The following is an 11,888-nucleotide window of genomic DNA, read 5'->3' on the forward strand; positions in this document are numbered from 1 at the left end:
CCCCGGGGGCGACCCCAAGGTCGCCCCCGCCCCCGCTTTCGGGCCCGCGCCCAGGCGTGAACGTGGCGTGCGCGACAATGGGGGGATGGAGATGCCGAGGAACGAACGGTCGCCGGAGAATCCGCAGATTCTGGTCGTCGGCCAGGACGGTATGGCGCTCAGTGGCGGCGACGAGGACTCCCGTGAGACCCCGTTGACGGAGCAGGTGGAGCAGCCGGCGAAGGTCATGCGGATCGGCAGCATGATCAAGCAGCTGCTGGAGGAGGTGCGGGCCGCTCCTCTCGACGAGGCCAGCCGCAACCGCCTCAAGGAGATTCACGCCAGCTCGGTGAAGGAGCTCGAGGACGGCCTGGCGCCGGAGCTGGTCGAGGAGCTGGAGCGGCTCTCCCTGCCCTTCACCGACGAGGCCACCCCCAGTGACGCGGAGCTGCGCATCGCGCAGGCCCAGCTGGTGGGCTGGCTGGAGGGGCTGTTCCACGGGATTCAGACGACGCTCTTCGCGCAGCAGATGGCGGCGCGGGCCCAGCTGGAGCAGATGCGCCGCGCCCTGCCGCCCGGCGCCGCCGAGGGCCTCGACGACTCCCAGGCGGGCGGTCGCTCGGGCGGCCCCTACCTGTAACAACAACGCACGGAAGGGGCCCGGCGTCCGTGCCGGGCCCCTTCCCTGTGCGCGTTTCTCGTCCGACCGGAGCCCTCAGTAGCCCTCCGTAGCCCTCAGCTCGTCGGCGGGTTGCCCGTCGAGACCTTGAGGGTGATCTGCGGCATGTCCTCCGGGTCGACGTCCGTGCCGGCCGGCGGGAACTGCTCGCGGACCGAGCCCTCGCCGTAGGTGTTCTCGTCCACCGTGACGACCTTGAGGCTGCCGCCCCAGCCGGCGGCCTGGAAGCACGCCTTCACCGAGGAGATGTGCTTGAACTTGAAGTCGGGGAGCCGGATCAGCTCGGGGTCGTTGTACGACTCCTGCGGCTCCTCGCACTCCTCCGGGTCGATCGTCTTGGACGTGTCCGGGCCGCGGTAGCCCTCCGGCTTCACCGAGGCGGACGCGGTGCCGCCCCCGGCCTCCGGGTCCTTGCCGCTGTCGTTGTTCAGCGCCAGCGCGGTGACCAGACCGCCGACCGCCAGCACGGCGACGATCACGGAGGCGACGATCACCGGGGTGTTCCGGCCGCGCTTCTGGCCGCCGCCGGAGCCCTGCGGTGAGATCGCGTACGGCGGGGGCGTCGACGGGCCCTGCTGGGCGTACGGCGACGGCGTGGGCGTCGCGTAGCCGCCCTGCTGCGGGTAGCCGTACGACGGGGCGGGCGTGGCGGGGGCCGGTGCCGGGGTGCCGTACGGGTTCGGCGTCGGCGTCGGCTGGTACGGCGTCTGGACGTGGGCGGCGGGCGTCGGCCCGGACTGGTCGACCGGCGGGAACACCGCGGAGCCGACGCCCGCGCCGCTCTGCGCCTGCGCGCCCGGCACGATGCTCGGCGGGGCCGCCTGGAAGGACTGCGCGACCCGCAGGCACTCCCCGCGCATGGACTCCGCGCTGGGGAAACGCTCGTTCGGGTTCTTCTTCAGGGCGCGGGTGATCAGCGCGTCCACGGCCGGCGGCAGCGAGCGGTTGATGGAGGAGGCGACCGGCGGCTCCTCCTGCACGTGCGCGTAGGCGATGGCGAGCGGCGAGTCCGCGTCGAACGGCAGCCTGCCGGTGACCAGCTGGAACAGCATGATGCCGACCGAGTACAGGTCGGAGCGGGCGTCCACACCCCGGCCGAGCGCCTGCTCCGGGGAGAGGTACTGCGGGGTGCCGACGACCATGCCGGTCTGCGTCATCGACGTGACGCCGGACTGCATGGCGCGGGCGATGCCGAAGTCCATGACCTTGACCACACCGCGCTTGGTCATCATCACGTTGCCCGGCTTGATGTCGCGGTGGACCAGCCCCATCTCGTGGCTGATCTCCAGCGCCGCCAGCACGTCGGCGGTGATCTTCAGCGCCTTGTCGGCGGGCATCGCGCCGTGCTGCCGTACGTCCTCGTCGAGCACGGAGCCGAGCGGGCGGCCCTCGACGTACTCCATGACGATGTACGGCGTGGTCATCCCGTCGACGTCGTCCTCGCCGGTGTCGAACACCGAGACGATGTTGGTGTGCGTGAGCTTCGCCACGGACTGGGCCTCGCGGCGGAAGCGCTCACGGAAGGCCTGCTCCCGGCCGAGTTCCGTGTGCAACGTCTTGATGGCGACCTGACGGTCCAGCACCGTGTCGTAGGCGAGATGCACCGACGCCATGCCACCCTGGCCGAGCAGGTCCCGCAGTTGGTAGCGTCCGCCCGCGAGCGCCCGCCCCGTGTGCCGGCCCTGTGCGCCGTCCTGGCTCATGTTCCGCGTCCCCCGTAGCCTCTCCGGCGTCCGGCGCCGCCGTCGGTGACTTGTCGTCGTGACTTGTCGTTGTCGTAGATCGAAAGTGCTATTCCCGGCCAAGTCTGCCCCAGGGCACCGACACGTCAAGCGCGGTGCCCGTTCCGTGACCGTACGCGAAAGAAGCGTCGCGGAAGCGTTACAGCGGTCGTACGGCCGGTACACGGAATTTGCACGACGGTACGGACTGCGGGTTTGATGACCGGTCCCGTCGTGTGCCCGATCCGGCAGCCCGACCCGGACCGGAGGCCCCGGCAAAGGCTGTAGCGTGGCCGACGGAGACCGTGACAACACCGCGCGCACCGCGGGCAGAAACGACGGCGAGGACTGATGGCACAGCAGCAGCGCGCTCAGGGCCCGTCCGACCCCGAGGCGACTGGCGGCGGCATGTCGGACGCGCCGGACAACTGGGGCAACGGCGGGCTGGTCGGCGACGGCCGGTACCGGCTCACGCACCGGCTCGGCCGGGGCGGCATGGCCGAGGTGTTCGCCGCCGAGGACGTACGTCTCGGCCGCACGGTCGCCGTCAAACTGCTGCGCGCCGACCTGGCCGAGGACCCGGTGTCCAAGGCCCGCTTCACGCGCGAGGCGCAGTCGGTGGCCGGTCTCAACCATCACGCGATCGTCGCCGTCTACGACTCGGGCGAGGACGTCGTCGGCGGCCAGTCCGTGCCGTACATCGTGATGGAGCTGGTCGAGGGCCGCACCATCCGCGACCTGCTGATGAACGCGGAGGCGCCGGGCCCGGAGCAGGCGCTGATCATCGTCTCGGGCGTCCTGGAGGCCCTGGCCTACTCGCACCAGCACAACATCGTGCACCGCGACATCAAGCCGGCCAACGTCATCATCACCAACAACGGCGCCGTGAAGGTGATGGACTTCGGCATCGCCCGCGCCATGCACGGCGCGTCCACGACGATGACGCAGACCGGCATGGTCATGGGCACCCCGCAGTACCTCTCCCCGGAGCAGGCGCTCGGCAAGGCCGTCGACCACCGCTCCGACCTGTACGCCACCGGCTGTCTGATGTACGAACTGCTGGCGCTGCGCCCGCCGTTCACCGGCGAGACGCCGCTGTCGGTGGTGTACCAGCACGTCCAGGACATCCCCACGCCTCCCTCCGAGGCGTCGGACGCCTGCCCGCCGGAGCTGGACGGGATGGTGATGCGCTCCCTCGCCAAGGACCCGGACGACCGGTTCCAGACGGCCGAGGAGATGCGCGGCCTGGTCCAGTACGCGCTCCAGATGCTCTACGAGCAGGGCGGGCACACCGGCACCTGGAACACCGGCCCGGTCGACATGCACGAGGGTCCGCGCACGCCCGCGGCCGGTTACGCCGGCACCGCGGCCATGCCGCACCCGGAGCACTCCGGCACCACGGCCATCCCGCAGCCGATCCTGCCGGGCGGGTACGGCGGCGGGGACGACGGCGGCTTCGAGGGCCACGGCAACAAGGGCAGCGGACGCGGCAAGCTGTGGATCCTCGCGGTGCTCGCGGTGATCGCGGTCGCGGCAGGCGTCGCCCTCGCGCTCAACAACGGCGGGGGCGGGGGCGAGGGCGGCAAGACCGACACCTCGCCGTCCGTCTCGCAGAGCACGAAGGACGAGCCGGCGAGCGAGTCGCCGACCGACCAGGAGACCGAGGAGACCACCGGTCCCGACACCGACCCGGGCTCCGGCTCCGGCTCCGGCGGCAACGGCGATTACACCCCCAGTTACGAGCCGTCGTACACCCCGACCCAGCCCGATACGGAGGAGCCGACTCAGGAGCCGACGGCGACGCAGCCCACCCAGACGGGCGGCACCGACGACGGCGGCACGGAGAACGGCGGCACCGAGGACGGCGGCACGGAGAACGGCGGCACCGAGACCGGGGGCACCGAGACCGGCGGCACCGGTCCCGGCGGTGCGGGCGCCGGCGGCGCCGACGCGGGCGGGGCCAACGCCGGAGTGCCCGGCGGCTCGGGCGGCTGACCGGCGTCACCGTCCCCCGCCCCGAACGATTCGCCCTCGCCGAGGGCACCCCGTGACGTCCCCGGCGGCACCCCGTGCCGCCGGGGAAGTCTGCTCTTCCCGTGCCCGGCTCGGCCGGGATAACGTGCCGTTGCTCCGGCCTCCTGCAAGGCTGTGACCAGCGCGCCTTCCGGGCCTACCCCGATTTACTTGGATATCCAAGCAAAATCGCAGGTCAGAGGGGGTTTCACAGAAATGTGGAGCACTGGGTAACGTGCGTTGTGCAGGGCGCTCGCCGGGGCACCTGTCACGCCTGTTCCCGGCCGAGTGGCACCCACCCCGTGCCCGGTGGTCGAAACAGGTGAGCCGCACTGGCCTACCGGCAACCCCGGGGGCCGGACCGACGGAGGAGCACACGTGACCGTGGAGAGCACTGCCGCGCGCACACCGCGACGCAGCGCCGGAAACAAGGCCGGCACCACCGGCACCAAGCGCACCACCAGCACCACCAAGAAGGCCGCCGGCGCGGACAAGAGCGCCGAGCCCGCCCTCGTCCAGCTGCTGACGCCCGAGGGCAAGCGCGTCAAGAACGCCGAGTTCGACACGTACGTCGCCGACATCACGGCCGAGGACCTGCGGGGTCTGTACCGCGACATGGTGCTCACCCGTCGCTTCGACGCCGAGGCCACCGCGCTCCAGCGCCAGGGCGAGCTGGGCCTGTGGGCCTCGCTGCTCGGGCAGGAGGCGGCGCAGATCGGCTCCGGCCGGGCGCTGCGCGACGACGACTACGTCTTCCCCACCTACCGTGAGCACGGCGTCGCCTGGTGCCGCGGGGTGGACCCGACGAACCTGCTCGGCATGTTCCGCGGCGTCAACAACGGCGGCTGGGACCCGAACGGCAACAACTTCCACCTGTACACGATCGTCATCGGCTCCCAGACGCTGCACGCCACGGGTTACGCGATGGGGATCACCAAGGACGGCGCCGACAGCGCGGTCATCGCGTACTTCGGCGACGGCGCCTCCAGCCAGGGCGACGTGGCCGAGGCCTTCACCTTCTCCGCGGTCTACAACGCGCCCGTGGTGTTCTTCTGCCAGAACAACCAGTGGGCGATCTCCGAGCCGACCGAGAAGCAGTCCCGCGTGCCGCTGTACCAGCGCGCGCAGGGCTTCGGCTTCCCGGGCGTGCGCGTGGACGGCAACGACGTCCTGGCGAACCTGGCCGTCACCAAGTGGGCCCTGGAGCGGGCCCGCGCCGGCGAGGGGCCCACGCTGGTCGAGGCGTTCACGTACCGCATGGGCGCGCACACCACCTCCGACGACCCGACCCGCTACCGCGGCGACGAGGAGCGTCTGGCCTGGGAGGCCAAGGACCCGATCCTGCGCCTGCGCCGCTACCTCGAGGCCGCAAACCACGCGGACGAGGGATTCTTCGCGGAACTGGAGACCGAGTCCGAGGCGTTGGGCAAACGGGTGCGCGAAGCGGTCCGTGCCATGCCGGACCCGGACCACTTCGCCATCTTCGAGAACGTGTACGCGGACGGTCATGCGCTGGTGGACGAGGAGCGGGCGCAGTTCGCCGCCTACCAGGACTCGTTCGCGGACGAAGACGGGGGTAAGTGACATGGCTGAGAAGATGGCTCTGGCCAAGGCGATCAACGAGTCGCTGCGGCGCGCCCTGGACGCGGACCCGAAGGTCGTCGTCATGGGCGAGGACGTGGGCAAGCTGGGCGGCGTGTTCCGGGTGACGGACGGCCTGCAGAAGGACTTCGGCGAGAGCCGCGTCATCGACACCCCGCTCGCCGAGTCGGGCATCGTCGGCACGGCGATCGGTCTGGCCCTGCGGGGCTACCGCCCGGTGGTGGAGATCCAGTTCGACGGCTTCGTCTTCCCCGCGTACGACCAGATCGTCACGCAGCTCGCGAAGATGCACGCCCGCGCGCTGGGCAAGGTCAAGATGCCCGTCGTGGTGCGCATCCCCTACGGCGGCGGCATCGGTGCGGTGGAGCACCACTCCGAGTCGCCCGAGGCGCTGTTCGCCCACGTCGCCGGTCTGAAGATCGTGTCGCCGTCGAACGCGTCCGACGCGTACTGGATGATGCAGCAGGCCGTCCAGAGCGACGACCCGGTGATCTTCTTCGAGCCGAAGCGCCGCTACTGGGACAAGGGCGAGGTCGACACCGAGGCGATCCCCGGCCCGCTGCACAAGGCGCGCGTGGTGCGCGAGGGGACGGACCTGACCCTCGCCGCGTACGGCCCGATGGTGAAGCTCTGTCAGGAGGTCGCGGACGCGGCCGCCGAGGAGGGCCGCAGCCTGGAGGTCCTCGACCTGCGCTCGGTCTCCCCGATCGACTTCGACGCCGTCCAGGCGTCGGTGGAGAAGACCCGCCGTCTGGTCGTCGTCCACGAGGCGCCGGTGTTCTTCGGCTCCGGCGCGGAGATCGCCGCCCGGATCACGGAGCGCTGCTTCTACCACCTGGAGGCCCCGGTGCTCCGGGTGGGCGGCTACCACGCCCCGTACCCGCCGGCCCGTCTGGAGGAGTCCTACCTCCCGGACCTGGACCGGGTGCTCGATGCCGTCGACCGCTCGCTGGCGTACTGAGGAGAGGGTCGTGACGACGATGACGAACGCGTCCGTACGCGAGTTCAAGATGCCGGACGTGGGCGAGGGCCTCACCGAGGCCGAGATCCTCAAGTGGTACGTCCAGCCCGGTGACACCGTCACCGACGGCCAGGTGGTCTGCGAGGTGGAGACGGCGAAGGCCGCCGTCGAGCTGCCCATCCCCTACGACGGCGTGGTCCGTGCCCTGCACTTCCCCGAGGGCACCACGGTCGACGTGGGCACCTCCATCATCGCGGTGGAGGTGGCGGGCGGAGCGGCCCCGGCGCAGACGGAGGCCCCCGCGGCCGCCGTCCCCGCCGCGGAGCCGGAGAAGCCCGCCGAGCAGCCCGCGGCCCGTCAGCCGGTGCTGGTCGGCTACGGCGTCGCCACGTCCTCCACCCGCCGGCGCCCGCGCAAGCAGGCGCAGGACCCGGTGGCCCGGCAGGCCGCCTCCGCGGTCCAGGCCGAGCTGAACGGCCACGGGGCGGCTCCGGCTTCCCCCGCCGCCCCGGTGGCTCCGGCTGCCCCCGCGGCTCCGGCTCAGCGTCCGCTGGCGAAGCCGCCGGTGCGCAAGCTGGCCAAGGACCTGGGCGTCGACCTGGCGACGGTCACCCCGACCGGCCCGGACGGCGTCATCACCCGCGACGACGTCCACGCGGCCGTCGCCGCGGCCCAGGCCCCGCAGCAGGCGGCTCCCGCGGCCCAGCCCGCCGCGCCGGCCGCCCCCGCCCCCTCGGCGGCCCCGGCGGCGTACGACTCCGTGCGCGAGACGCGCATCCCGGTCAAGGGCGTCCGCAAGGCCACGGCGGCGGCGATGGTCGGCTCGGCGTTCACCGCGCCGCACGTCACGGAGTTCGTGACGGTCGACGTGACCCGGACGATGAAGCTGGTCGAGGAGCTGAAGCAGGACAAGGAGTTCGCGGGCCTGCGCGTGAACCCCCTGCTGCTGATCGCCAAGGCGCTGCTGGTCGCGATCCGGCGGAACCCCGACATCAACGCCTCCTGGGACGAGGCGGCGCAGGAGATCGTGGTCAAGCACTACGTGAACCTGGGCATCGCGGCGGCCACCCCGCGCGGCCTGATCGTGCCGAACATCAAGGACGCCCACGCCAAGACGCTGCCCGAACTGGCCGCGTCCCTGGGTGAACTGGTGTCCACGGCCCGGGAGGGCAGGACCTCCCCGTCCGCCATGCAGGGCGGCACGGTCACGATCACCAACGTCGGCGTCTTCGGCGTCGACACGGGCACGCCCATCCTCAACCCGGGCGAGTCCGCGATCCTCGCGGTCGGCGCGATCAAGCTCCAGCCGTGGGTCCACAAGGGCAAGGTCAAGCCGCGTCAGGTCACCACCCTGGCGCTGTCCTTCGACCACCGCCTGGTCGACGGCGAGCTCGGCTCCAAGGTCCTCGCCGACGTGGCGGCGGTCCTGGAACAGCCGAAGCGGCTGATCACCTGGGCCTGACGGCCGGCAGGCACGAGGGCACGAGGCACGAGGCACGACAGAACGCCAGGAGGGGCGCCGCACACCGGGTGTGCGGCGCCCCTCCGCGCGTCCCCGGGATCCCGTCATCCCGGGGGATCCCGTCAGGTCAGATCTTGCTGAACGCGTAGTTCATCAGCGCCTTCGCGTCCTTCTCGCGCTGGGCGGCGGAGGAGGAGGCGAGGACGGTGCCGACGACCGTCTTGCCGTTCCGCGTCGCGGCGAAGACCAGGCAGTACTTGGCCGTGGGGCCCGAGCCGGTCTTCACGCCGATGGTGCCGCTGTAGCTGTTCAGCAGGGTGTTGGTGTTGACCCACGGCGCCATCGTGCGGGTGCCGCCCGTCTTCGTCTTCGTCTTCGCCGTGTACTTCTTCGTCTTCACGATCGCGCGGAAGGTGGCGTTCTTCATCGCGCTGCTCGCGATCTTCGTCAGGTCGCGCGGCGTGGACCAGTTGCTGCCGTTGCCGATGCCGTCGAACGAGTCGAAGTGGGTGTTCTTCAGCCCCAGCTTCTTCGCGTCGGCGTTCATCTTGCCGATGAAGGACTTCACGCGGGCCGAGCGGGTGGAGCCGGTGCCGAACTTGTCGGCCAGCGCGTACGCGGCGTCGCAGCCGGACGGCAGCATCAGCCCGTACAGCAGCTGGCGGACGGTGACCTTGTCGCCGACGATCAGCCGCGCGGACGAGGCGTTCTTCGACACGATGTAGTCGCTGTAGGCCTTCTGGATCGTCACCGTGGAGTTCAGGTTCAGGTTCTTCTGGGCGAGCACGACCTTCGCGGTCATGATCTTGGTGGTGGAGCCGGTGGCGCGACGGGTGTCCCCGAGCTTCGTGTAGAGCGTCCCGCCGTTCGCGTTGTTGATCACGAAGCCGCCCTTGGCGACGACGGACGGAACGGGGGCGGCGGCCTGCGCCGGCGCCGCGTAGAGGGCTCCGGAGGCCAGCACGGCGCCGGTGGTGACGACGACGCCGGCGGCTCTGCGGAAGCGAATGCCCTGAATGTCGATATTCAAGTCAGATACCCCGATTTACCTGAATGGCCGTTCTGCCCGGCCTGGTTGAGGGACGGTCGCGCGGACATGGCCGCACGTGTCTGACGCCTGCGCCGAAGAGATGGTTGTACGGGAGAAGGGCGCATTTTCCCGGCACGCGCCGTTCCGCATCGTGGACGCGCCCCTCCATGCGTACGTGTTGTATCTATGCTGTCCGCATGAGTGTGTCCGCCGCCGTGAAACGTCCCCCCGCCGCCGATCGCGTCTACGCCCACGTCAAGCAGGGCGTGCTGGAGCGCACGTACGAGGGCGGGACGCTGCTCACGGAGGGCGAGCTGGCGGAGGCCGTGGGGGTGTCCCGCACGCCCGTGCGCGAGGCCCTGCTGCGGCTGGAGGCGGAAGGGCTGATCAAGCTCTACCCGAAGAAGGGCGCACTCGTGCTGCCGGTCTCCGCGCAGGAGATCGCCGACGTCGTGGAGACGCGGCTGCTCGTGGAGGAGCACGCGGCGCGCAAGGCCGTGCCCGCGCCCCCGGGTCTGCTCGCGCGCCTGGAGGAGCTGCTCGCGCGCCAGAAGGAGGAGGCGGCCGCCGGCGACTTCGCCGCGGCCTCCGTCACCGACCGGTGCTTCCACGCGGAGATCGTCCGCAGCGGCGGCAACGAGATCCTCTCCCGCCTCTACGACCAGCTGCGCGACCGTCAGCTGCGCATGGGGCAGGCCGTGATGCACTCCCATCCCGACCGCGTCAACAAGACCCTCACCGAGCACGAGGAGATCCTGCGGGCGCTGCGCTCGGGCGACGCGGACGCGGCCGTGGACGCCGTCCACCGGCACGTCGGCTGGTTCTCCCACCTGGCCCGGGGAGAGGTGCGATGAGCGGCGCCACCACGCGCGGCGCCGGCACGCTGCCCGGCGATCCCCCCGGGGGACGGCGCGCGCTCGCCGTCTGGGGGATCGGCGTCTCCGTCTACTTCGTCGCCGTCATCTTCCGCACGTCCCTGGGCGTGGCCGGTCTCGACGCGGCCGACCGGTTCGACGTGGGCGCGTCCGCGCTGTCCACGTTCTCCATCCTCCAGCTGCTGGTCTACGCGGGCATGCAGATACCCGTCGGCCTGCTGGTGGACCGGCTCGGCACCAAGAAGGTGCTGAGCCTGGGCGCGGTGCTGTTCACCCTCGGACAGCTCGGCTTCGCCCTCTCCCCGTCGTACGGCATGGCGCTCGCCGCACGCGCGCTGCTCGGCTGCGGCGACGCGATGACCTTCATCAGCGTGCTGCGGCTCGGCACACGCTGGTTCCCGGCGCGGCGCGGGCCGCTGGTCGGGCAGATGGCCGGACTGATCGGCATGGCCGGCAACCTCGTCTCCACGCTGGTGCTGGCCAGGCTGCTGCACGGCGTCGGCTGGACGGCGGCGTTCGCGGGCAGTTCGCTCGCGGGTGTCGTGGTCCTCGTCCTGGTCCTGCTGTTCCTGGAGGACCACCCCGAGGGCCACGAGCCCCGGCCGGTGTCCCATCAGGGCGCCGCGTACGTCCGCCGGCAGATCGCCGCGTCCTGGCGCGAGCCGGGGACCCGGCTGGGGCTGTGGGTGCACTTCACGACGCAGTTCCCGGCGATGGTGTTCCTGCTGCTGTGGGGCATGCCGTTCCTGGTGGAGGCGCAGGGGCTGTCCCGCGCGGTGGCCGGCGAGCTGCTCACCCTGGTGGTGCTCGCCAACATGGCCGTCGGCCTCGTCTACGGCCAGGTGGTGGCCCGGCATCACGCGGCCCGGCTGCCGCTGGCGCTCGGCACGGTCGGCGCGACGGCCCTGCTGTGGGCCGTGACGCTGGCCTGGCCGGGGGACAGGGCGCCGATGTGGCTGCTGGTCGTGCTGTGCGCGGTGCTGGGGGCGTGCGGTCCGGCGTCGATGATCGGCTTCGACTTCGCCCGGCCCGCCAACCCGCCCGAACGGCAGGGCACGGCCTCCGGCATCACCAACATGGGCGGGTTCGTCGCCTCCATGACGACGCTCTTCGCGATCGGGGTCCTGCTGGACGCCACGGGCGACGACTACACGGTCGCGTTCTCGGCGGTGTTCGTCCTCCAGGCCCTGGGTCTCACGCAGATCCTGCGCCTCCGCGGCGAGGCCGCACGCCGGGAGCGGGAACGGCTGGTCGCCAGCAGGGTGGAGACGGTGCACGTCCCCGCCTGAGTCACCGCGCGGGAACCAGCGTGAGGTAGGCGAGCCCGAGGATGCCGCGGTAGCTCATCCACTGGGCGCGGTGCCGGTCGAGACGCTCCCGCGTCTCGGCCGCCCGGGGATGGTCCGGGTGCTCGGCCAGCCACACCTCGGTGTCCGCCTGGTACGCCGACTCGAACTCCTCCCACTCCCCGGCGTCCGCCGTCTCCGTCCACTCCGGGCGGAATCCGGCCTCCACCGTGAGGTCCAGGAGGGTGCCCAGGTCGTAGTGGTCGGTGGCGCGCGCGCC

The 11,888-nt window shown here is 71.5% G+C and carries 9 protein-coding genes and 1 pseudogene; 7 read left to right on the plus strand and 3 right to left on the minus strand.

Annotation, left to right across the window (positions count from 1 at the left end):
• Window positions 1-85 precede the first annotated feature (85 nt).
• Window positions 86-619, plus strand: a complete 534-nt coding sequence (locus CCN29_RS25430) for a bacterial proteasome activator family protein (RefSeq protein WP_006134911.1) — start codon at window positions 86-88, stop codon at window positions 617-619.
• A gap of 95 nt (window positions 620-714) precedes the next feature.
• Here CCN29_RS25430 and CCN29_RS25435 read toward each other — a convergent pair whose 3' ends face one another.
• Window positions 715-2,361 (minus strand): protein kinase domain-containing protein, encoded by a 1,647-nt coding sequence (locus CCN29_RS25435; protein WP_006134912.1) that lies wholly within the window; start codon window positions 2,359-2,361, stop codon window positions 715-717.
• A gap of 369 nt (window positions 2,362-2,730) precedes the next feature.
• Here CCN29_RS25435 and CCN29_RS25440 point away from each other — a divergent pair, with 369 nt between their 5' ends.
• The 4 genes from CCN29_RS25440 to CCN29_RS25455 all read left to right on the plus strand — a co-directional run bounded on the left by CCN29_RS25440 (window position 2,731) and on the right by CCN29_RS25455 (window position 8,417).
• Entirely contained in the window at window positions 2,731-4,374 is a 1,644-nt protein-coding gene (locus tag CCN29_RS25440; RefSeq protein WP_086684699.1) for a protein kinase domain-containing protein, read from the plus strand.
• A 396-nt stretch (window positions 4,375-4,770) separates the two neighbouring features.
• The gene (pdhA, locus tag CCN29_RS25445; protein WP_086684702.1) at window positions 4,771-5,976 is read left to right on the plus strand and encodes a pyruvate dehydrogenase (acetyl-transferring) E1 component subunit alpha; all 1,206 of its coding nucleotides are present in this window, start codon (window positions 4,771-4,773) and stop codon (window positions 5,974-5,976) included.
• A 1-nt stretch (window position 5,977) separates the two neighbouring features.
• Window positions 5,978-6,955 carry an alpha-ketoacid dehydrogenase subunit beta gene (locus CCN29_RS25450; RefSeq protein WP_048457151.1) on the plus strand — a complete coding sequence of 326 codons (978 nt, stop codon included), beginning with the start codon at window positions 5,978-5,980 and terminating at the stop codon, window positions 6,953-6,955.
• A 19-nt stretch (window positions 6,956-6,974) separates the two neighbouring features.
• Complete coding sequence (locus CCN29_RS25455) at window positions 6,975-8,417, plus strand: dihydrolipoamide acetyltransferase family protein (RefSeq protein WP_086684708.1); 1,443 nt, start codon at window positions 6,975-6,977, stop codon at window positions 8,415-8,417.
• Window positions 8,418-8,544: 127 nt separating this feature from the next.
• On the opposite strand, the gene CCN29_RS25460 is transcribed toward CCN29_RS25455, so the two are convergent.
• Window positions 8,545-9,447, minus strand: coding sequence for a D-alanyl-D-alanine carboxypeptidase family protein (locus CCN29_RS25460; protein WP_086684705.1), 903 nt, complete (start codon window positions 9,445-9,447; stop codon window positions 8,545-8,547).
• A 203-nt stretch (window positions 9,448-9,650) separates the two neighbouring features.
• Here CCN29_RS25460 and CCN29_RS25465 point away from each other — a divergent pair, with 203 nt between their 5' ends.
• Together CCN29_RS25465 and CCN29_RS25470 are read left to right on the plus strand one after the other, a co-directional pair.
• Window positions 9,651-10,301, plus strand: coding sequence for a GntR family transcriptional regulator (locus tag CCN29_RS25465; RefSeq protein ID WP_006134918.1), 651 nt, complete (start codon window positions 9,651-9,653; stop codon window positions 10,299-10,301).
• Complete coding sequence (locus CCN29_RS25470) at window positions 10,298-11,611, plus strand: MFS transporter (protein WP_031018056.1); 1,314 nt, start codon at window positions 10,298-10,300, stop codon at window positions 11,609-11,611. The genes CCN29_RS25465 and CCN29_RS25470 overlap by 4 nt, the downstream gene beginning before the upstream one ends.
• Before the next feature lies 1 nt (window position 11,612).
• On the opposite strand, the pseudogene CCN29_RS25475 reads toward CCN29_RS25470, so the two are convergent.
• Window positions 11,613-11,888, minus strand: a pseudogene (locus CCN29_RS25475) (SAM-dependent methyltransferase); the annotation flags it as partial.

This window comes from Streptomyces pseudogriseolus (assembly GCA_002154585.1).
Lineage (GTDB): Bacteria > Actinomycetota > Actinomycetes > Streptomycetales > Streptomycetaceae > Streptomyces > Streptomyces pseudogriseolus.